Genomic DNA, 21,502 nt, shown 5'->3' with positions numbered 1-21,502 from the left:
GTTTTCGGTGATCTGCTTTCCGGCGGTCCGTGGCCGTTCGGTGATCCGGTTCGCCGGGCGGGCGCAGTGGGGGCCGATCCTGTCCGCCGCGACTGGTACGAATGCGGCATGGACGACGAGAGCGCGGTGATTCCGGGCCTCGCCGGTGCCGTGGTGGCCGCGGGCTCCCGCTCCACCGGGGGGCCGACGCCCGCGGGCGGTGTGCCCTCCGCGGCACCGGCCGGGCGCCCGGCGCGGCCCGCCGCCGGCGCGGCGAAGTCTGGCGTCGCCCCGGCGAAGCGAGGTGCCGTCGCCGCGAAGCCGGGTGGCTCCGAGAAGCCCGGCGCGGTGGTTCCGGCTGAGGAGCTGCCGGTGGCCCGGGTCGTGGTCGACACCCCGCTCGTCCACCTTGACCGCCCGTTCGACTACCTCGTGCCGGCCGCCATGGCCGCCGCCGCGGTTCCCGGCTCGCGGGTGCGCGTCCGCTTCGGCGGGCGCCTGGTGGACGGGTTCGTCCTCGAGAGGTCCGAGCGGTCCGATCACACCGGGCGTCTCGCGCCGCTGGCCAGGTCGGTGTCGGCGGAGCCGGTGCTCTCCGAGCCGGTCGCCCGCCTCGCCCGCGCCGTCGCCGACAGATACGCCGGGACGATGGCCGACGTGCTGCGCCTGGCCGTCCCGCCGCGCCATGCCCGCGCCGAGGCTGAGCCGGTTGTCACCGGTCCCGGCGTCGGCGCGGCGCCGACGGCTACCGCGAGCGGTGGCGCGGCCGAGCTGGGCGGCGGCCGGTCCGGTGATCCTGGCCGCGCGGGGTGGTCGATCTATCCCGACGGCCCCGACTTCCTGGCGGCGCTGTCGAGCGGGCGCTCGCCGCGGGCGGTCTGGTGGGCGCCGCCGGGGCCCTCCTGGCCGGCGATGATCGCCGTGGCGGTCGCGGCCACGGTGGCCTCCGGGCGCGGCGCGCTCGTCGTCGTTCCCGACCACCGGGACGCCGACCGGGTCGCCGCGGCGCTGACACCTCCCGAGACCGGGACCGAGGCCGGGCCGGCGGCGGGTGGCGTCCCGGCCGTGCTGCGGGCCGATCTCGGCCCGGCGGAGCGGTACCGGCGCTTCCTGACGGTCCGCCGCGGGCAGACACGGGTGGTCGTGGGGACCCGCGCCGCGGTGTTCGCGCCCGTGGCCGACCTCGGCCTGCTCGTCGTCTGGGACGACGGGGACGACCTGCACTCCGAACCTCGGGCGCCCTACCCGCACACGCGCGACGTGGCGGTCCTGCGGGCCCGGGAGGAGGGCTGCGCGGTGCTGGTCGGCGGGTTCTCTCCGTCGGTGGACGCCGAGGCCCTGGCCCGGGTGGGCTGGGCCGGCCGGCTGGCGGCCGGCCGGGACGCCGTGCGGCGGCTCGCACCCCGGGTGGAGGCGGTCGGCTCCGACTTCGAGGCGTCCATCGACCCGGCCGCGCGGGCGGCCCGGCTGCCCTCGCTCGCCGTGCGTGCCGCGCGCGCCGCGCTGGCCGGTGGCGCGCCGGTGCTGGTCCAGGTGCCGCGGCGGGGATATCACCCGTCCATCGCCTGCGCGGACTGCCGCCGCCCGGCCCGGTGCCGGAGCTGCGCCGGCCCGCTCGGCCGGTCCGCCGCCGGGGCCGCGCTGGCCTGCCGCTGGTGCGGGCGCCCGGTACCGCGACCCGCCGGCCATCCGACGGCGCCTGGGCAGGAGCCCGTCCCGGGGCGAGTCGGGGCTTTCGGCGCTGGTGTGGGCTCCGGTCGTTCCGCGGTCTCCGGGGGCGGCGTGGGCGGGTGGCGGTGCACGGGCTGCGGCGGAACGCGCCTGCGTGCGTCGGTGACCGGTGACCGCCGCACCGCCGAGGAACTGGGGCGGGCGTTTCCCGGCATCCCTGTGCGGACATCCGGGCGCGACACGGTGCTGGCCACGGTGCCGGCCGAGGCGGCGCTCGTGATCGCGACACCGGGCGCGGAGCCGGTCGCCGAGGCCGGCTACGGGGCGGTACTGCTCCTCGACGGCTGGGCGCTGCTCGGGCGTCCCGATCTGCGGGCCGGCGAGGAGACGCTGCGCCGGTGGATGGCCGCGTCCGCGCTGGCCCGGCCGGCCCCGGCCGGTGGGCTGGTGGTCGTGGCGGCGGATCTCGGGCTCGGGCCCGTGCAGGCGCTGGTGCGCTGGGATCCCGGGCTGTTCGTCGCCCGGGAGTCGGACGAGCGCGCCGAGCTCGGCTTCCCTCCGGTGAGCCGGGTGGCGGCGGTGGATGGCACCCCCGCGGCGCTCGACGACCTGCTGGCGGCCGCCACGCTGCCGGCCGGCGCGGAGGTCCTGGGCCCGGTGCCGGTCCCGAGACGGGAGGCGGTCCCGAGGCAGGAACCGGGTCGCGGGGCCGGCGGGGAGCCGGCTCCCGAGCCGGGCCACGCACCGGGCCGTGGGTCGGGCCGCGCGCAGGGGCGTGAGCAGGGCAGAGGGCTGGGCCGGGTGCGGGCGGGGTCCGGAGATCCGAACGAGCCGGGGCGCCGGGGGCCGCCTGAGCAGGTGAAGCCACCGGAGCCGGCGGAGGAGCCCGAGCGTCTGATCATCCGGGTGCGCCGGGAGCAGGGCGCGGACCTCGCCGCCGCGCTGCGGGCCGCCCGTGGGGTGCTCGACGCCCGCCGTGCGGGTCGGGTGCGCGTCCAGCTCGACCCGCTGACGATCGGCTGACGGCCGCCGGCCGATCGTCAGCCGGCGGACCGGGGCGGGGCCGTCGGTCCAATCCGGCGCCGGTTCCCGCGCGACCCGTAGCATGAAAGCGTCCGATCTCGCCGGACCGAGGTCGGTCAGGTGACGACATTCTGGGAGTGACCGTGTCCGTCCGTGATATCCGCCTTCTCGGGGATCCGGTGCTGCGTACGGTCGCCGACCCGGTGGCGACCTTCGACCGGGAGCTGCGCCGCCTCGTTGACGATCTCGCCGACACCATGCGCGACGCCAGCGGCGTCGGCCTCGCCGCGCCGCAGTTGGGGGTGTCGCTGCGTGTCTTCACCTACCTCGACGACTCGGACGAGGTCGGGCACCTGATCAACCCGGTCCTGGGGCCCTTCAGCGAGGAGATGATGGACGGCGAGGAGGGCTGCCTGTCGTTGCCGGGGCTGGCATTCGACCTGCGCCGTCCGGAACGCGTCCTCGCCGTCGGCCAGAACTCCCACGGTGACCCGGTCACGGTCGAGGGCAGTGGCATCCTGTCCCGATGCCTGCAACACGAGACCGATCACCTCGACGGGATCCTGTTCATCGACCGTCTCGACAAGGAGACGAAGCGGGCGGCCATGAAGGCGATCCGCGAGGCGGAGTGGTCGAACGAGCCCAAGCCCGCGGTCAAGGTATCGCCGCACCCGCTGTTCGGCCGCGGGCGCTGAGCCTCCAGGGAAAGATCATCGCGTCGGCCGTCCTCGCCACGATGGCCATCGGAACGGTGATCGGCACGGCGGTAGGGTCGGCGATCGGGTCCGCCGCCGGGTCGATGATCGTGATGATGGCCGGGACGATCGGATCCGCGGCCGGGGATCCGGCCCGGGATCGGCGCTGAGGGAGCTGTGGTCATGCGTCTTGTCTTCGCCGGCACGCCGGCGGTCGCGCTGCCCAGCCTGCGCGCGCTGCTCGACAGTCCCCGCCACCAGGTGGTCGCGGTGGTGACCCGTCCCGACCGGCCCGCCGGCCGGGGCCGGCACCAGCGGTCCTCGCCGGTGCGGGAGCTGGCGGACGAGCGTGGTCTCGAGGTGCTGGCCCCGGCCCGCGCCGGTGACCCCGACTTCCTCGCCCGGCTCGGTGAGATCGCCCCCGACTGCTGCCCGGTGGTCGCCTACGGCGCGCTGCTGCCCCGGCCGGCCCTGGGCATCCCGAAGCACGGCTGGGTCAACCTGCACTTCTCGCTGCTGCCGGCCTACCGGGGCGCGGCGCCCGTGCAGCACGCCGTCCTCGCCGGGGAGGACATGACCGGCGCCAGCGTGTTCGAGATCGAGCCCGCCCTGGACTCCGGCCCGGTCTACGGGGTCCTCACCGAGCGGATCCGTCCCACGGACACGTCCGGAGATCTCCTCGACCGCCTCGCCGTCGCCGGCGCGCGGCTGCTGGAGGCCGTCATGGACGGCATCGAGGACGGCACCCTGCAGGCCCGCCCGCAGCCGTCCGACGGTGTCTCGCTGGCCCCGAAGCTCACCGTCGAGGACGTCCGCGTCGACTGGTCGGCCCCGGCCGCCGCGGTTGACCGGCTGGTGCGGGCTGCCACCCCGGCGCCCGGCGCCTGGACGACCTTCCGTGACCGGCGCGTCAAGCTCGGTCCCGTGCGGCCGGCGCCCGCGGGCCACCCGCCGCTGCCCCCCGGGCGGCTCGCGGTGCCCGAGCGCGGGCTCGTACTGGTGGGGACGGCGACCACGCCGGTGGTCCTTGACGAGGTCCGTCCCGAGGGAAAGGCGCCGATGCCGGCGGCCGACTGGATCCGCGGCCTGCGGCCCGGCACGGACGAGGCGTTCGCGTGAGCGTCTCCGCGCCCCGCCGGGGCGGCACGACAGACCCGGCGCGCCTGCTCGCCTGGGAGGTGCTGCGCGCTGTCGACGAGCGCGGCGCCTACGCCAACCTGCTGCTGCCCGCGCTGCTGTCCGGGCGCCGGCTCTCCCCGCGCGACCGCGGCTTCGCCACCGAGCTGACCTACGGATCGCTGCGGGCCCAGGGCACCCTGGACGGGGTCCTCGACACGGTGACCAGCCGCCCCGTCGCCAGCGTCGACCCGCCGGTGCGCGACGCGCTGCGGCTGGGCGCCTACCAGCTCCTGTCGACCCGGGTGCCGCCCCGCGCGGCGGTCGCGTCCACGGTCGACCTGGTCCGCGCCACCTGCGGGGAACGCCCGGTGCGGTTCGCGAACGCGGTGCTGCGCCGGGTCGCCGCGCGGATCGAGGCGGCGGCCGGTGACATCGCGGTCCTGCTCTCGGCCCCGGACATCGCCGAGGACCCGGCCGGCCACCTCGCGGTGGTAACCGCCCACCCGCGCTGGATCGTCGACGTCGTGCTCGACGCCCTGGGCGGGGACGTCGCCGGCGCGCACGCCGCGCTGGCCGCCAACGACACCCGGCCCGCGGTGCACCTGGTCGCCAGGCCCGGCCGGATCGACGCCGAGGCGCTGGTGGCCCAGGCCGCCTCGGTCGGCCTGGGGGCGCGGCGCGGCGCCGGTTCGCCCTACGCCGTCCACCTGGACGGGGGAGACCCGGGGTCGCTGCCGGCCGTCGCGGCCGGCGACGCGTCGGTGCAGGACGAGGGCAGCCAGCTGGTCACCCTGGCCCTCGCCTCGGTCCCCACCATCGGCCGGGACACCGGGCTGACCGTGGACCTGTGCGCCGGGCCGGGTGGCAAGGCCGCCCTGCTGGCCGCGCTGCAGGCCGCCGGCGATCCGGCGCAGGCCGGTCGGTTGCTCGCGCTCGAACCGCGCGCGGCTCGCGCCGGCCTGGTCGCCGCCTCGCTCGCCGGGTTCCCAGCCGCCCTGGCGGTGCGCGCCGACGGGCGGTTCCCGCCGGTGCGCCCCGGCATGGCGGACCGGGTGCTGGTGGACGTCCCGTGCTCCGGCCTCGGCGCGCTTCGGCGCCGGCCCGAGGCCCGGTGGCGGCGCACGCCCGCGGACGTCGCCGCGCTGGTGCCGCTGCAGCGCCAGCTCCTCGTCGCCGCGCTGGATCTGGTGCGTCCGGGCGGGGCGGTGGCCTATGTCACCTGCTCGCCGCACCCGGAGGAGACGTCCGAGGTGGTCACCGCGATCGCCCAGCAGCGGGGGGACGTCGCCATCCTCGACGCGCGGCGCTGCCCGCCGTTCGCCGGCCCGCCGTTCGGTGACGGTGCGCCGGGCGGCCTCGGGGACGGTCCGTTCGTCCAGCTCTGGCCGCACCTGCACGGCACCGACGCGATGTTCCTGGCGCTGCTGCGCCGGGCGGACCGCTGACCGGCGAGGCTGTATACGCTCGCCGCGTGGCAACCGCGCAGATATATCCCAGCATGCTGGCCGCCGACTTCGGCCGGATCGCGGACGCGGCGCGCGCCGTGGCCGGGCACGCGGACTGGCTGCACGTCGATGTCATGGACTACCACTTCGTGCCCAACCTGGCGTTCTCCCCGGACACGGTGGACGCTCTGCGCCGGGTCACCGACACCCCGCTCGACTGCCACCTGATGATCGAGAACCCCGACCGCTGGGCGCCCGGCTTCGCCGAGCGGGGCGCGGCGAACGTGACGATCCACGCCGAGGCGGTCGGCGACATCGCGCGCACCACCGACGCGATCCGCGCGGCCGGTGCCCGCACCGGCCTGGCCGTCAAGCCGGCTACCCCCGTCGAGCACTACCTGGACGATCTGCACCGCTTCGACCTGCTGCTGCTGATGACCATCGAGCCGGGCTTCGGCGGCCAGAAGTTCATGGACGAGGTCCTGCCCAAGATCGCCGCGGCCCGTCGCCTGATCGACGAGCGCGGCCTTGACCTGTGGCTCCAGATCGACGGCGGGGTCAACCGGGAGACCATCGAGCGCTCCGCCGAGGCGGGGGTGGACGTCTTCGTCGCCGGCACGGCGGTCTTCGGCCTGGACGACCCGGCGGCGGCGGTCGAGTCCCTGCGCGCGCTCGCGCTGGCGGCCGCGCCGAGGCTCACCGCCCCGGCCGCCGCTTTTGTCTCGCCCCCTGCTCCGGCCCAGGCTCCCGTCGCTGATCGTGAGGCGGGTGGCGGGGCGGCCGCCGTCGGCGGGGTGCCGGCGTGAGCGAGGCGCGCGCCGCGGCCGGCGGGCCGCCACTGCCCGGTACCCCGGAAGGCGACCGGCACTGGCTGGGCCGGGCCGTCGAGCTGGGCCGGCGCTGCCCGCCGTCGGTCACCGCGTTCGCCGTCGGCGCGCTCGTCGTCGCCGCGGACGGGACGCCGGTCGCCGAGGGCTACTCCCGGGCCGAGGAGCCGGCAGACCATGCCGAGGAGGTGGCGCTGCGCCGGCTGCCGCCGGGCGGCCTGCCCGCGGGCGCGACCGTGTACAGCTCGCTGGAGCCGTGCAGCGCCCGCGCGTCCCGGCCGCGTACCTGCACCGAGCTGCTGCTCGCCGCCGGGGTCCGCCGGGTCGTCTTCGCCTGGCGGGAGCCGGCCCTGTTCGTCGACTGCGACGGTGCCGAGCGGCTGGCCGCCGCCGGTGTCGAGGTGCTCGAGCTCGCCGAGCTCGCTGACGGTGTGCGGGCGGTGAACGACCACCTGCTGCGGTGACCGCCGGGGGCGTCCCGCGCGGTTTCCCGGTGGGGATGACGTGGATTACTGTCCGCGCCCCGCGCGTTCGCGGCGCCCGTATGTCAGACTTAACCGTGTACTAACAACAGCACGCGCGCTCCGGGGTCGGTGAAACTCCGAGCCGGCGGTGACAGTCCGCGACCCGTCCGCCCTTGTGGCGGCCGGTTGACCTGGTGGAATTCCGGGACCGACGGTGAAAGTCCGGATGGGAGGACGCGCGCGGGGCACCGCTGTGCCGGCCACGTGCGCGTGGCCGTCCCGGCGTGGGTCGGCGCGGGCGCGTCGGCCCTGACCCGCGTCGCCTTCTGATGTCCCGGACGTGCCGGGACCGGAGGTGCGGGGTCGGATGTTCACCGGCATCGTCGAAGAACTCGGCGTGGTGACCGCCATTGAGCCGCGGCATGACGCCGCGTCGCTGACCGTCGAGTGTCATGGCGTACTCGATGACGTGACGCACGGCGCTTCCGTCGCCGTGAACGGGGTCTGTCTCACGGTGACCTCGTTCGTCCACCCCCCGGACGGCGCCGCCGGCGGGGACGTATCCGGGCCGGCCGGTTCCTCCGGGACGGCGGCCGGCGGCTTCACCGCGGACGTGATGCTCGAGACGCTGCGCAGGTCCGCCCTCGGTGACCTCTCGGTCGGGGACCGGGTGAACCTTGAGCGCCCCGTCCGCCTCTCCGACCGGCTCGGCGGGCATCTGGTGCAGGGGCACGTCGACGGTGTCGGCGTCGTCCTCGAGCGGGTGCCGGCCGAGCACTGGGAGGTCGTCCGCGTCAGCCTGCCGCCGGGGCTGGACCGCTACCTCGTCGAGAAGGGCTCGGTGACCGTGGACGGGGTCAGCCTGACCGTCGTCGACGTCCGCGCCGCGGCCGGCGGTGAACCGGCCAGTTTCTCCGTCAGCCTCATCCCGACCACCCTCGCCGTGACGACGCTGGGCACCCGCGCCGTCGGCGACAAGGTCAACATCGAGGTGGACGTCGTGGCCAAGTATGTCGAGAAGCTCCACGCCGACCTGAACGGATCACACTGATGACCACGAACCCGGTGACCACGAACCCGGCCGGCGACTCCTCGGCCACCTCCCACCCGACGGCATCCGCCGAGGCGTCGGTGAGCTTCGCGACGATCGAGACCGCCATCGCCGAGATCGCCGCCGGCCGGCCGGTCGTCGTGGTCGACGACGCGGACCGCGAGAACGAGGGCGACCTGATCTTCGCGGCCGAGGCGGCAACGCCGGAGCTGCTCGCCTTCATGGTCCGGCACACGGCGGGGGTCGTCTGCGTACCGCTCGACCCCGCGGAGGTCGACCGGCTCGACCTCGACCAGATGGTCCCGCAGAACACCGACCGGATGGGCACCGCGTTCACGATCTCGGTGGACGCCCGCTCCGGCGTCACCACCGGGATCTCCGCCGCCGACCGTGCCCGGACCATCCGGCTGCTCGCCGACCCGGCCACCCAGCCCGGCGACCTGACCCGGCCCGGGCACATCTTCCCGCTCCGGGCGAAGGAGGGCGGCGTGCTGCGCCGGCCCGGCCACACCGAGGCCGCCGTCGACCTCGCCCGGCTGGCGGGCCTGCGCCCGGCCGGGGCGATCTGCGAGATCGTCAACGAGGACGGCTCCATGGCCCGGCTGCCGGAGCTGACCGCCTTCGCCCGGGAACACGGCCTGGCCCTGATCTCGATCGCGGACCTCATCGCCTACCGCCGCCGGACGGAGAAGCAGGTCGTGCGGGTCGCCGAGGCCCGCATCCCGACCCGCTACGGCTCCTTCCGGGCCGTCGGATACCGGGGCACCCTGGACGGCGTCGAGCACATCGCGCTGATCCGCGGCGAGGTCGGTGACGGGGAGAACGTCCTGGTCAGGGTGCACAGCGAATGCCTGACCGGGGACGTCTTCGGCTCCCAGCGCTGCGACTGCGGCAACCAGCTCGACGCGGCGCTGCGCGCGGTGGCGGCCGAGGGCCGGGGTGTGGTGCTCTACGTGCGCGGTCACGAGGGCCGCGGCATCGGCCTCATGCACAAGCTGCAGGCCTACCAGCTCCAGGACGCCGGGCACGACACCGTCGACGCGAACCTCGCCCTCGGGCTGCCGGCCGACGCCCGCGACTACGGCACCGGCGCCCAGATTCTGGTGGACCTGGGCGTGCGCGGGCTGCGGCTGCTGTCCAACAACCCGACGAAGCGCGCGGGCCTGGAGGGCTACGGGCTGCGCATCGTCGAGCAGGTGGGGCTGCCGGTGACCCACACCCCGGAGAACCTGCGCTACCTCACGACCAAGCGGGACCGGATGGGCCACGACCTCCCCGGCCTCCCCGGCCTCCCCGGCCTGCCTGATCTGCCTGATCTGCCTGACCTGCCTGACCTGCCGAAGGTCGTCGGCGGGGACGAGACCGTCGGCGCGCACGAGGCCCACCGCTGGCCGGTGACGGCGGCCCCGGTCGCCGACCGCGCGGACCGGGCCTGCGAGGAGGCCCGATGAGCGGCGCCGGAGCACCCGCCGAGGAGCTGCCCGACGCCAGCGGGGTGCGCCTGGCGATCGTGGCCACCCGGTGGCATGTGGAGATCACCGACGCGCTGCTCGCCGGCGCGCTGCGCGCGGCGAAGGACTCGGGCGTCACGGCCACGCCAACCGTCGTGCGGGTCTCCGGGGCCGTCGAGCTGCCCGTGGTCGTCGCCGCCCTGGCGGCGCGCCACGACGCGGTGGTGGCGCTGGGCGCGGTGATCCGCGGCGGCACCCCGCACTTCGAGTACGTCTGCCGCTTCGTGACGGACGGCCTGGTGCGGATCACCCTCGACGCCGGGGTGCCGGTCGGCTTCGGCCTGCTGACCTGCGACACCGTCGAGCAGGCCAGGGACCGTGCCGGCCTGCCGGGCTCGGCGGAGGATAAGGGCCGCGAGGCCACCCTCGCCGCGCTCGACACCGCCGTCATCCTGCGTGGCATCGGCGCCCTCACCTGACGGGCCGCCGCGGCGCGGCCGGCCGCGGGTAGCCGCCGACCGTGCCCTCGCCGGGGCCCGGCCACCAGTGTGGGCCCCCGGTGGGCCGTCGGTCGCCGGGCCGTCGTCACCGGGGCGGTGACGGCCCGGCGTACTTGTGATGTCACACGTTCCGCGAGACTGTGGTTTCGAACCGTATCGGTGACCTCGCGCGGCAGGGTCTGGTGCGGCAGGGGCTGGTCAGGTGCGTCGCCGTCGGGGCGTACGGTTGCCGCACGGTGGTGGTTGCGGGAGCGGGTCTGAGGGGGATCGCCGCGTCCGTGTCACCTCATGGCGAGGTTCCGGTGCGACAGGTCGGAACCGGCGGTGGGCGGGGGGCTCACCACCGGTGCCGACCTTTCGGACGGTCGACACACATGAGGTGGGGACATGCAGGTGACGGGCCACGGGTCTGAACGTGACGCGGCCGGTGGGCCGTCCTCGCGCGATTCGGGATCCGAGGGGTCCGACTACCCGGGAGCGGGCCGCGACCCGTTCGGTGCCGAACCGGAGCCGGTGACGCCCGAGGCGGGCGGCGAGAGCGACTCCGAGGGCGACGCCCGCCCGGTCTCCCTGCTGGGCATGCGGATGTCGCAGGAGACCCAGCCCGGCCGGGCGACCGTCAGCCGCCGGCAGACCCGCAGCCGCCCGCGCCCGCCGCGGCCCGAGCCTGGGCGCGGCGCACCGCCGTCGACTCCGCCGGCCGTCCGGCGGACGCCCGCTTCGCCCGCTCCGGCCGGCCCGCCCGCGGTCCCTCCGCCCGCGGCCGCCCCACCTGACCGGCACCAGGCGCCCCCGCCTGACCGGCAGACACCGTCCGACCGGCAGGTGCCGCCGGGCGCGCCCGCTCCCGCGCCGTCATCCGGTCAGCAGGCCGTCCCGCCGCCTGCGCCGCCGTCTGTCCGGCCGCCGTCTGCGCCGCCGCCGGCCCAGCTACCGCCGGCCCAGCCGCCGCCGACGCGGTCTCCGGCGCCCGGGCGGGCGGTGATCGAGGGCGAGGCCACCGCTCCTCTGCCCAGTCCCGCCCCGGCGCCGTCCGCGGGCGGGTGGACGCCCGACGTCGGGACCGCCGCCACACCGCCCGGCGAGCGGACCCCGGCCCAGTGGGAGCGCGCGGCGTCCTTCGGATCACTGCCCACCCTGCCGCCGTCGGTCCCGCTGCCGCCCGCTCCGCCGCCACCGCCATCCCCGGCACCACCGCCGCCGCCGCCGAATCCGGCCCCTCGAGTACCCGTGCCGTCGCGAGCGGTGGAACGGGTGGCTCCGGCACCCGCCGTGCCCCGGCCGGCCGCGCCGCTGCCGGCCGCGTCCGAGACGCCCCGGCCGTCGGCCGAAGTCGTTCCCGCTACGGACCGGCGTCCGGCGGTACGCGCCCTGCGGGTCCTGGTCGGTGGGTTCGGTGGCGGCTGCGGCCGCACGACGGTGGCGGCCGGCCTGGGCATGGCGCTCGCCGCGCGCGCCCACTCCCGCATCGCCGCCGTCGATGCCTGCCCGGACCAGTACGGCATGCTGACCCAGCGGGTCGGCCTGCGGCCGCGCCGGGTCGGGCTGCGCGAGCTGGCGGGGGTCCGGCCCCCGGTCGCGTCGCTGACCGAGCTGCGGCGCTACCTGGCCGCCGACGGTCCGGGCGGGCTCGAGGTGCTGCCCGGCGTGCACGATCTCACCGCGCCCGGCCTGGCCGGCGACGAGCTGGCCGCGGCCCTGGACCTGCTTGCCCGGTGGTTCCCGGTGGTCATCGCGGACGGGCCGTCGGGATGGAGTCAGCCGGTGCCGGCGACCCTGCTCGCGCGCAGTGATCTCGTTGTGGTCACCACCCGGGCCGGCGAGGCCGAACTGGCCGCGACGGACGACGCGCTCACCGCGCTCGGCGGGGCCGGCCGCCGCGACCTCGCAGCCTCGGCGCTTGTGGCCGTGGTCGAGACCTACCCCACCCGGCTGACCCGCGCCGCCCGGCAGCGCCTGGACGACCTGGCCGGCCGTGCCCGTCTCGTGGTGGTCGTCCCGTTCGACCCGGCGCTGACGGACAGCCGTCCGTTCTCCTGGCGGAGCCTGCGCAAGCGCACCCGGGCCGCGTTCGACGATCTCGCCACGGCCGTCGACCCGGCGTCCGTGGCGGGTCCGGGCGGCCGTCCGCCGGGCACCGGCTGAGCCGGCCGCGCGGGGTGGGGTGGGACCGGCCGAGCCGGCCCCGACCGCGTGGCCGCAGGCGCCGGACACCTGGCCGCCTACCCCTCCAAAGGCGACGGGTGTGGTCCCGGAGCGCCACTTTCACGCACTACAGTCGATGGGGTGTCCCCCGACCTGCTGACGCCACCCGGGCAGGGTGACCACGGCCGTGCCGACTCCGCGTTGCTGGCGGCCCTGCGCTCAGGCGACCGTGCCGCGCTCACCGCGGCGCTTCCTGGCGCCCGGGTGTTCGTCGGGGTCGAGGCCCGGGCTCTCGCCACCGACGCGCTGACCGGCGCGGACAAGAAGAGCGACATGGTCCTGGTCACCTTGCGTACGCCGTCCGGCTCCGGTGCGCTGCCGGTGTTCAGTGCGGTGGACGTGATGGCGGCCTGGCGCCCCTCGGTGCGCCCCGTTCCCGTGACGCTGCCCGACGCGTGCGCGGAGGCCGTCCGGATGGGCCTGGCCGCCGTCGTGATCGACCTCGGCGGCCCGGCCCCGGTCACCCTGGACGTCCGGCCCGCCGCCGGGGATGTCGGCGGCGGGGTCGGCCGGCGTGGCCCGCGGCCCTTCGGTGGCGGCGAGGGCATGTGGATCTCGTCGGGCGAGCCGGGGACGTCCGCCGCCGTGCGGGGCGCGGCGGGCCCGGCGGCCGCCGGCGCCGACGGCCACGCGGACGAGCTGATCGTCGCGGCAGACTCCGGGGGTGGTCTGCTCCGCCCGCGCCCGGTGCCGCTCGGCGCGCGGGGCCGTCGGCGGATCCGCGCCGCGCTCGCCGGCCTGCCGCCGGAGACGGAGGTCTGGCCGGCGGAGCTGGCGGAGTCGATCGGGCAGCGCTGGCCGGCCCGCCCGGTCCTCGCCGTCGCGGTGAACGGCGCCGCCGGCACCGCCGCTGCCGCCGTCGACCGCGGGCACCTCGAGAATCCAGGCGACACGGAGAATCCGGACGCCCCCGGCGATTTCGGGGGTGCGGGGGATTTCGGGGACACCGGGGCGGCCGGGGGCGCCGCTCCCGGGGGTGACGACATGATCACCGAGATCGTGCGCCGGCTCCGCCTGCTGATCGAGGACGGGTCCGGCGGATCCGCGGCGGGCGGCGGGAGCGCGGAGGCCGCCGTGCTCGTCGTCGACCCCACCGAGGTGCCAGCGGTGCGCGCCCATCTCGGCCGCGGGGTGCGCCCCCCGCGGCGTTCGCTGTTCCGCCGTCGGGACGACCGCACCTGACCTGTGGCCGCGTGGCCGGCGCAGGTCGGTCGGGTCCGAGTGGACATCCCGCGGGCCCGGACCCGCTCCGCCGCGGTGCCCGGCCGGCCGCGGCGCCGGGGTCGGGCCGTGCCACCTGGGTCGGCGTTGATCGGTCCTGCCGGGCATCTCTGCTACGCTGGACCGTAGACCGCCTGATGGCGGGTCTTGGCGTCGTGCTTGGGCGCGACATGTCACTGAGGTGGCAAGGTCACTTGGTTGGCAAGGCCACTGACGTGGCAGGGTCACCAAGGTGGCAAGGTCACTGCGGTGGCAGGCGTCCCGACGGCACGTCGCTCGGGCCCGTGATCGGGTCAAAGCGGGGGTTCGCCCTCCACCCGTCGTCGCCGCGGAACAGTCAGCCGGCTGGTCGTTAATTCGACCGGCTCGCACGCGGTGGCCGGGTCGCCGGTCGGCCGAGCCGTTCCCACGGCGTTGTCGGCCGGGAGCCCGGGATGTCCCGGGCTTGGTGCTCCGCTGCGGTGAGGTCGTGCCCGCGCGTCGAGCCACGGAGGAAAGCACATCAGCACAGAGTCACGTATCAATGACCGGATCCGCGTTCCGGAGGTTCGCCTCGTAGGTGCGGAGGGCGAGCAGATCGGCATCGTCTCCATCGGGGAGGCCATGCGCCTGGCGCAGGAGTCCGACCTCGACCTCGTCGAGGTGGCACCCACTGCCCGTCCGCCGGTCTGCAAGCTGATGGACTATGGAAAGTTCAAGTACGAGTCCGACCAGAAGCGTCGCGAGGCTCGTAAGAACCAGGTCCAGACGGTCATCAAGGAGATGAAGCTCCGACCGAAGATCGATCCGCACGACTACGAGACCAAGAAGGGTCACGTAGTGCGGTTCCTCAAGGCCGGCGACAAGGTCAAGATCACCATCATGTTCCGAGGTCGGGAGCAGTCCCGTCCCGAGCTCGGCATCCGCCTGCTGCAGCGGCTGTCCACCGACGTGGCCGACCTCGGCTACGTCGAGGCCCAGCCCAAGCAGGACGGCCGGAACATGACGATGGTCATGGCCCCGCACAAGGCGGGCGCCAAGCCCCAGCGGACCCCGGAGTCCGCCAGCCAGGTGTAGGTCACGACCGGGCGAAGTCGCAACGACGTGCACACAGCACGGGTACTCCGAACAGGCGCGCCAGCGGCGCGTGCCCGCAATCCACCCACAGGGACCGATCATGCCCAAGATGAAGACCCACACCGGTACCGGGAAGCGGTTCCGCGTCACCGGCACCGGGAAGATCATGCGTCGGCGCGCCAACCGCGCCCACCTGCTCGAGCACAAGACGAGCCGCCGCACCCGCCGGCTGTACGACGAGGTCCCGCTGAGCTCCGCGGACAACCGGCGTATCAAGCGCCTGCTGGCTCGCTGACAGTTCCGCCTCCGCCGACGCTCCCTGGCGGGGTCCGGGGGCCGGAAGTGAACGAACGAAGGAGACAGGTGCCCTCATGGCACGCGTGAAGCGGGCGGTCAACGCCCAGAAGAAGCGCCGCGAGGTTCTCGAGGCCGCCAGCGGTTACCGGGGCCAGCGCTCCCGGCTCTACCGCAAGGCCAAGGAGCAGATGCTCCACTCGATGACCTACTCCTACCGGGACCGTCGCGCGCGCAAGGGCGACTTCCGGCAGCTGTGGATCACTCGTATCAACGCCGCGGCGCGGGCGAACGGTCTGACCTACAACCGCTTCGTCCAGGGCCTGCGGCTGGCCGGTGTCGAGGTGGACCGCAAGATCCTCGCCGATCTCGCCGTCAACGACGCGGCCGCGTTCGCCGCCCTCGTCGAGGTCGCCCGCGCGGCGCTGCCCGCGGCGGCCGAGACCTCGGCCGCCTGAGGCACCGCGGGCTTCCACCGGTGTCGCCTCGCCACCCGCAGGGCCGCTCCGCGGGCCGGCCGACAGCCCTCGCCGGCGGCCGGTCCGGGCCGGCGACCGGCGGCCGGGCCGCCCGCCCGTCGCCCGGGCGGGTGGACGGGCTGCGCTCGGCCCGGGTCGCCGCCGCCCGCCGGCTGCGGCGGCCGGCGGATCGCCGCGGCGAGGGGTTGTTCCTCGTCGAGGGCGCGCAGGCGGTCACCGCGGCGCTCGCCGTGGGTGCCCTGGTGGAGCTCTTCGTCGGCGAGTCGGCGGCGGAGCGGCACGCGGACCTGCTGGCCGCGGCCGACCTGCCGGTCCGGCTCGTGACGGACGCCGCCGCCGCGGCGCTGTCGGAGACGGTGACCCCGCAGGGCCTGGTCGGCGTCGCCGAGCTGCCCCGCCACGAGCTGGCGGATCTGGGCCGGCCGCGCCTGGTCGCGGTCTGCGAGGGCGCGAACGACCCGGGGAACGCCGGTACCGTGATTCGCTCGGCCGACGCGGCCGGCGCCGACGCGGTCGTGTTCACCGGGAACAGCGTCGACCCCTTCGGGGGGAAATGCGTCCGGGCGTCCGCGGGGAGCCTGTTCCACCTGCCGGTCGTGGTCGCAGAGGACGGCCCCGCGGTCGTCGGGGCGCTGCGCCGGGCCGGGTGCCTGGTGCTGGCGGCCTCGGGCCACGCGGCCCGCGACCTCGACGACCTGGCCGGCGTGGGCACGCTGGCGGGGCCGACGGCCTGGGTCTTCGGCAACGAGGCGAGAGGCCTCACGCCGGCGACGGCGGCGTCCGCGGACGCGGCGGTGCGGGTACCGGTGTACGGTCAGGCCGAGTCGCTGAATCTTGCGGTTGCGTCAGCGCTGTGTCTGTATGCGTCGGCGCGGGCGCAGAGAATGGTCGGGTCCGCTACGTCCGGCGCCGGGGGAGGTGGGGCGCATTGACGCGCATCGTCGCGTCCACTTCCGGGCATTACGTCGCGGACGACGACCAGGTCGTCGGTGTACCGGACGTCGGTGTCACGGAGGGTGACGCCGTAACCGCCGGTGTCCCCGACGTCGGCGCCACGGCGCACGGGGCTGGTGAGACCGAGACCGAGACCGCGGAGGAGTCGGTGGACGTGCTTTCTCCGGCGGCCCTCGACCTGCTGCCCGACCCGGTGGTCGTCACCGACGCGACGGGCACTGTGGAGCTCTTCAACGCCGCCGCGACGAAGATGACCGGGCTGTCCGCCGGGTACGCGGTCGGTCGGCACGTCACCGACGTCCTGCCGCTGCTCGACGAGCGGGGCAACGACTGGTGGGAGTGCTCGCAGCCGAGCCGCGAGCTGCCGCGGGTCACCGGCCAGCCCGAGCGCCGGCTGACGTACGCCGGCCCCGCCTCAGACCATGACTTCAACGTCACCACGCGGTTCACCCGCGTCGAGGGCGCCCTCGTGCGGGTCGCCGTCTGCCTGCGTGACACGGTCAGCCGGGAACGGATCGAGCGCAACCGCGCCGATCTCATCGCCACGGTCGCGCACGAGCTGCGCTCGCCGCTGACCAGCGTGAAGGGGTTCACGGCGACCCTGCTCGCCCGGTGGGACAGATTCACCGACGAGCAGAAGAAGCTCATGCTCAACACCGTCAACACCGACGCCGACCGGGTCACCAGGCTGCTGACCGAGCTGCTCGACGTCTCCCGCATCGACGCCGGCCGGGTGCAGATCCGCAAGCAGATCGTGGACATGCGCACCGCCGTCCGCCGGGTGGTCGAGGGCAAGATCGCGGCCGGCTCCGCGCCGGCGGAGCGGTTCGCCGTCCGGATGGAGGGCGACCTGCCCGAGATGTGGGTCGACCCCGACAAGATCGAACAGGTGCTCCACAACCTCGTCGACAACGCGTTGCGCCACGGCGCGGGTACTGTGACCGTCGTGCTCAGCGGTACGGGGACAGGCGCCGAGGTGACGGTCGGCGACGAGGGCGAGGGAGTCCCGGAGGCCAACGCCACCCGGGTGTTCGCCAAGTTCTGGCGCGGCGCGAGCCGCGGGAACGGCACCGGTCTCGGGCTGTATATCGCCAAGGCGCTGATCGACGCGCACGGTGGGACGATCTCGGTCGGCAAGGCGTCGGGCGGCGGGGCGGAGTTCCGATTTTTCGTGCCCGCCGGTGGGCCCGTGTTCGGCTGAGGCCGCGTACGACGAACCACCGGCGGGCGCCCCGGAGAACCGACCCATCCATTCGGGCGGGCTGTGCCAGCCCGCCCACCGTCGATGAGGATGATCATCGTGCCCGCCCCCAACGAGACCGCTGATCCCGTGGATCTCGGTGCCCTGGATCCCGGACGGCTCGACGGCGCCGCGGCCGCTGCACTCGCCGCGATCGCCGGGGCCGACGACCTGGCCGCGCTGTCCGCCGTGCGCACCGCCCACGTGGACGGACAGCAGGCGCCGCTGATGCTCGCCCGTCGCGAGCTCGGCGCCCTGCCCCGCGAGCACCGGGCGGAGGCCGGCCGCGCGCACAACGCCGCGACCGCGAAGGTCCGGGCCGCCTACGAGGCCCGGCTGGTCGAGCTCACCGCCCGGCGTGACGCCGAGATCCTGGTCGCCGAGCGGGTCGACGTGACCCTGCCGGTCGACCGCCGCCGCCGCGGCGCCCGCCACCCGCTGAGCCTGCTCTCCGACCGGCTCACCGACGTCTTCGTGGCCATGGGCTACGAGGTCGCCGAGGGCCCCGAGGTGGAGCACGACTGGTTCAACTTCGAGGCGCTCAACATGGCGCCCGACCACCCCGCGCGCAGCGAGCACGACACGCTCTACGTCGAGCCGGCCGCGTCCGGCCGGCTGCTGCGCACGCACACCTCGCCGGTGCAGATCCGCTCGCTGCTGTCCCGTCCGCTGCCGGTCTACGTGGTCTGCCCCGGGCGCACCTACCGCAACGACACGATCGACGCGACGCACTCGCCGGTGTTCGGCCAGCTCGAGTGCCTCGCCGTCGACGAGGGCATCACCATGGCCGACCTGCGCGGCACCCTCGAGGTGTTCGCTCAGGCGCTGTTCGGTTCCGGACTGTCCACCCGGCTGCGGCCGTCGTTCTTCCCGTTCACCGAGCCGTCCGCCGAGCTGGACGTCCAGTGTTTCGCCTGCCGTGGCGACGCCGCCCGCCAGCCGTGTCGGGTCTGCTCCGACGAGGGCTGGATCGAGGCCGGCGGCTGCGGGATGGTCGACCCGAACGTGCTGCGGGCCTGCGGGGTCGACCCTGCGCGCTACAGCGGTTTCGCCTTCGGGATGGGCCTGGAACGGGCCGCGATGACCCGGCACGACGTCCGCGAGATCCGCGACTTCGTCGACGGGGACGTCCGCTTCGGCCTGCCGTTCGGAAGCGAGGGCTGACCCGGTGAGAATCGTGATGTCGTGGCTGCGTGAGCAGGTCGGCGGCCTGCCGCCGGCGAAGGCCGTGGCCGACGCGCTGATCCGCGCCGGTTTCGAGGTCGAGGGCCTGGAGACCGTCGGCGGCGACCTGGCCGGCGTGGTGGTCGGCGAGGTGCTCTCGATCGAGGTCGTCGCGGCGAAGAAGAAGGACGTCCGCTTCTGCCGGGTGCGGGTCGCCGAGCTCGGTGAGCCGGGCGGGCCCGTAGCGTCCGGGCCGGGGGAGGCGGAGCCCGGTGTGCGCGGGATCGTCTGCGGCGCGTTCAACTTCGAGGTCGGCGACCGGGTGCCGGTCGCGCTGCCCGGCTCGGTGCTGCCCGGCGGGTTCGAGATCAGCTCCCGCAAGACGTACGGGCACGTCAGTGACGGGATGATCTGCTCGGCCCGGGAGCTGGGCCTCGGGGAGGACCACAACGGGATCCTCGTCCTGCCCGCGGGCTCCCGGATCGGGACGGACGTCGCCGAGCTGCTCGGCCTCGGCGACGAGGTGCTCGACATCGCCGTCACCCCGGACCGGGGCTACGGCCTGTCGGTGCGTGGCATCGCCCGGGAAGCGGCGACGGCCTTCGGCCTGCCGTTCGACGACCCCGGTGCCTGGGGCTCCGACGAGCCCGCCGCGACCGGGGCTGGGGCCGGGACCGGGGACGCGGCCGGATACCCGGTGCGGGTCGAGGACACCGCCGCCTGCGATCGCTACGTCGCCCGGACGGTCAGCGGTGTCGACCCCGCCGCGCGCACCCCGCTGGACTGGTCGCGGCGGCTGTCGCTGGCCGGTATGCGGCCGATCTCCGCGCCGGTCGACGTCACCAACATCATCATGCTCGGTCTGGGGCAGCCCCTGCACGCGTTCGACCGGGCGAAGCTCACCGGCCCGATCGTCGTCCGCCGCGCCCGGGCGGGGGAGCGGCTGCTCACCCTGGACGGCGTCGACCGAGAGCTCGACCCCGAGGACCTCGTCATCGCCGACGACTCCGGGCCGATCGCGCTCGCCGGGGTGATGGGCGGCGCCGCGACGGAGATCTCCGCGGCGACCACCGACATCGTGCTGGAGTCCGCGCACTTCGACGCGGTGACCGTCGCCCGGACGGCCCGCCGGCACCGCCTCGGCTCCGAGGCGTCGCGCCGCTTCGAGCGCGGGGTCGACCCGGCGCTCGCGCCGGTCGCCGCGCAGCGGGCCGTCGACCTGCTGCGCGAGCTGGCCGGAGCCACCGCCGAGCCCGGCGTCACCGACGTCGACCACCGCGCGGCGCCGGAGCCGATCGTGTTCCCGCTCGGCGAGCCCGAGCGGCTGGCCGGCCGTCCCTACCCGGTGGATGCGATCCGCCGCCGCCTCACCGACGTCGGCTGCCTGCTGCGCGACCCGAAGCCCGCCGAGGCGGCGGGTAGTCCGGGCGAGCCGGGCGAGCTCCTGGTGACGGCGCCGTCCTGGCGGCCCGACCTGCTCCGCCCCGCGGATCTGGTCGAGGAGATCGTGCGGCTCGAGGGGTACGACACCATCCCGGTGACGCTGCCGCTGCTGCCGGCCGGGCGCGGTCTCACCGCCGCCCAGCAGCTGCGGCGGGCCGTCGGGCGGGCGCTCGCCGCGGACGGATACGTCGAGGTGCTCACCCTCCCGTTCGTCGCCGAGGACGCCGCCGACGCGCTCGGCCTGCCCGCCGGCGACGAGCGCCGGGCGGCGGTGCGGGTGGCGAACCCGATCGCCCAGGACGCCTCCTACCTGCGCACCACGCTGCTGTCCGGGCTGATCGCCGCGGCCGTGCGCAACCTCGGCCGCGGCCAGACCGATCTCGCGCTGTTCGAGAGCGGGCTGGTCTTCCGGGAGCCGGCTGACGTGCCGGCCGCGGTGGTCACGCCGCCGGTCGACCGCCGTCCCAGCGAGGACGAGGTCAGCGCGCTGAACGCGGCCCTGCCCCGTCAGCCGCGCCATGTCGCGGTGGTGCTCACCGGCCTGCGCGAGCCCGCCGGCTGGTGGGGTCCGGGGCGGGCCGCCGACTGGGGTGACGCCCTGGCCGCCGCGCAGGCCACCGCCGCCGCGGTCGGCGTCGAGCTGGCCGTCGCCGCCGGGGACGCCATGCCCTGGCACCCCGGCCGCTGCGCCGAGCTGTCGGTCGACGGCCGGGTCGTCGGGTACGCCGGCGAGCTGCACCCGCGGGTCCTCGGGTCCGCCGGGCTGCCGGCCCGTACCTGCGCGATGGAGCTGGACCTGGACGCGCTGATCGGCGCCGCGCTCGAGCGGCCGCCGGTCGTGGCTCCCGCGATCTCCACCTTCCCGCCGGCCGACCGCGACGTCGCGTTGGTCACCGCGGTGGACGTCCCCGTCGCCACGGTGACCGAGGCGCTGCGGGCGGGGGCCGGGGACCTGCTGGAGGCGCTGTCGCTGTTCGACGTCTACGAGGGGGACCAGGTCGGCCCCGACCGCCGCTCGCTGGCCTTCGGCCTGCGCCTGCGAGCCCCGGACCGGACACTGACGGCGGCCGAGGCCAACGATGCCCGTGACGCGGCCGTCGCCGAGGCCACCAGCCGGACGGGCGCCGTCCTACGCGGCTGACTGACGGCCAGCGGCCGCCGGCCGGCACCGGCGGCTGGGCGGCGGCTGGGCGTCCGCCGCCGCTCAGCCGCCGCCGGCCG

18 protein-coding genes and 1 riboswitch are annotated in these 21,502 nt (G+C 75.7%); all 18 genes read left to right on the top strand.

Going from position 1 to position 21,502, the window contains the following annotated elements:
• Positions 1-108 precede the first annotated feature (108 nt).
• The 18 genes from MXD62_RS25135 to pheT all read left to right on the top strand — a co-directional run bounded on the left by MXD62_RS25135 (position 109) and on the right by pheT (position 21,422).
• Positions 109-2,673: a primosomal protein N' gene (locus MXD62_RS25135; protein WP_248831910.1), complete on the top strand. Its 2,565-nt coding sequence runs from the start codon at positions 109-111 to the stop codon at positions 2,671-2,673.
• Positions 2,674-2,816: 143 nt separating this feature from the next.
• Positions 2,817-3,368: a peptide deformylase gene (def, locus tag MXD62_RS25130; RefSeq protein WP_248831909.1), complete on the top strand. Its 552-nt coding sequence runs from the start codon at positions 2,817-2,819 to the stop codon at positions 3,366-3,368.
• Positions 3,369-3,551: 183 nt separating this feature from the next.
• Positions 3,552-4,487, top strand: a complete 936-nt coding sequence (gene fmt, locus MXD62_RS25125) for a methionyl-tRNA formyltransferase (protein WP_248831908.1) — start codon at positions 3,552-3,554, stop codon at positions 4,485-4,487.
• Positions 4,484-5,932, top strand: a complete 1,449-nt coding sequence (locus MXD62_RS25120) for an RsmB/NOP family class I SAM-dependent RNA methyltransferase (protein ID WP_248831907.1) — start codon at positions 4,484-4,486, stop codon at positions 5,930-5,932. The genes fmt and MXD62_RS25120 overlap by 4 nt, the downstream gene beginning before the upstream one ends.
• Before the next feature lie 26 nt (positions 5,933-5,958).
• Positions 5,959-6,738, top strand: coding sequence for a ribulose-phosphate 3-epimerase (gene rpe / locus MXD62_RS25115; protein WP_248831906.1), 780 nt, complete (start codon positions 5,959-5,961; stop codon positions 6,736-6,738).
• Positions 6,735-7,223 carry a dCMP deaminase gene (locus MXD62_RS25110; RefSeq protein WP_020459332.1) on the top strand — a complete coding sequence of 163 codons (489 nt, stop codon included), beginning with the start codon at positions 6,735-6,737 and terminating at the stop codon, positions 7,221-7,223. The genes rpe and MXD62_RS25110 overlap by 4 nt, the downstream gene beginning before the upstream one ends.
• Positions 7,224-7,334: 111 nt before the next feature.
• A riboswitch (FMN riboswitch) is annotated at positions 7,335-7,465 on the top strand.
• A gap of 125 nt (positions 7,466-7,590) precedes the next feature.
• Positions 7,591-8,274, top strand: a complete 684-nt coding sequence (locus tag MXD62_RS25105) for a riboflavin synthase (RefSeq protein ID WP_020459333.1) — start codon at positions 7,591-7,593, stop codon at positions 8,272-8,274.
• A complete protein-coding gene (locus MXD62_RS25100) occupies positions 8,274-9,725 on the top strand; it encodes a bifunctional 3,4-dihydroxy-2-butanone-4-phosphate synthase/GTP cyclohydrolase II (protein ID WP_248831905.1) in 1,452 nt (483 codons plus the stop codon). The genes MXD62_RS25105 and MXD62_RS25100 overlap by 1 nt, the downstream gene beginning before the upstream one ends.
• Entirely contained in the window at positions 9,722-10,204 is a 483-nt protein-coding gene (gene ribH, locus MXD62_RS25095; protein WP_071064863.1) for a 6,7-dimethyl-8-ribityllumazine synthase, read from the top strand. The genes MXD62_RS25100 and ribH overlap by 4 nt, the downstream gene beginning before the upstream one ends.
• A 408-nt stretch (positions 10,205-10,612) precedes the next feature.
• Entirely contained in the window at positions 10,613-12,370 is a 1,758-nt protein-coding gene (locus MXD62_RS39380) for a hypothetical protein (RefSeq protein WP_285224175.1), read from the top strand.
• Between the two features lie 141 nt (positions 12,371-12,511).
• Positions 12,512-13,612 (top strand): SseB family protein, encoded by a 1,101-nt coding sequence (locus MXD62_RS25085; protein ID WP_248831904.1) that lies wholly within the window; start codon positions 12,512-12,514, stop codon positions 13,610-13,612.
• 540 nt (positions 13,613-14,152) lie between these two features.
• On the top strand, positions 14,153-14,707 hold the full coding sequence (gene infC / locus MXD62_RS25080; protein WP_248831926.1) for a translation initiation factor IF-3: 555 nt from the start codon (positions 14,153-14,155) through the stop codon (positions 14,705-14,707).
• A gap of 100 nt (positions 14,708-14,807) precedes the next feature.
• Positions 14,808-15,002 carry a 50S ribosomal protein L35 gene (gene rpmI / locus MXD62_RS25075; RefSeq protein ID WP_020459339.1) on the top strand — a complete coding sequence of 65 codons (195 nt, stop codon included), beginning with the start codon at positions 14,808-14,810 and terminating at the stop codon, positions 15,000-15,002.
• Between the two features lie 76 nt (positions 15,003-15,078).
• Positions 15,079-15,459, top strand: a complete 381-nt coding sequence (gene rplT / locus MXD62_RS25070) for a 50S ribosomal protein L20 (protein ID WP_020459340.1) — start codon at positions 15,079-15,081, stop codon at positions 15,457-15,459.
• A 20-nt stretch (positions 15,460-15,479) separates the two neighbouring features.
• Entirely contained in the window at positions 15,480-16,412 is a 933-nt protein-coding gene (locus MXD62_RS25065; protein ID WP_248831903.1) for an RNA methyltransferase, read from the top strand.
• Positions 16,409-17,635, top strand: coding sequence for a PAS domain-containing sensor histidine kinase (locus MXD62_RS25060; protein ID WP_248831902.1), 1,227 nt, complete (start codon positions 16,409-16,411; stop codon positions 17,633-17,635). Before MXD62_RS25065 ends, MXD62_RS25060 begins: the two co-directional genes overlap by 4 nt.
• Positions 17,636-17,734: 99 nt before the next feature.
• On the top strand, positions 17,735-18,838 hold the full coding sequence (gene pheS, locus MXD62_RS25055; RefSeq protein ID WP_020459343.1) for a phenylalanine--tRNA ligase subunit alpha: 1,104 nt from the start codon (positions 17,735-17,737) through the stop codon (positions 18,836-18,838).
• 16 nt (positions 18,839-18,854) lie between these two features.
• On the top strand, positions 18,855-21,422 hold the full coding sequence (gene pheT, locus MXD62_RS25050; protein WP_248831925.1) for a phenylalanine--tRNA ligase subunit beta: 2,568 nt from the start codon (positions 18,855-18,857) through the stop codon (positions 21,420-21,422).
• Positions 21,423-21,502 lie beyond the last annotated feature (80 nt).

The sequence above is a fragment of the Frankia sp. Mgl5 genome (assembly GCF_023242985.1).
In the GTDB taxonomy this organism is placed as follows: Bacteria; Actinomycetota; Actinomycetes; order Frankiales; family Frankiaceae; genus Parafrankia; species Parafrankia soli.
Note: the sequence above shows the minus strand (reverse complement) of the source record. Positions and strands in the feature narration are given on the sequence as shown.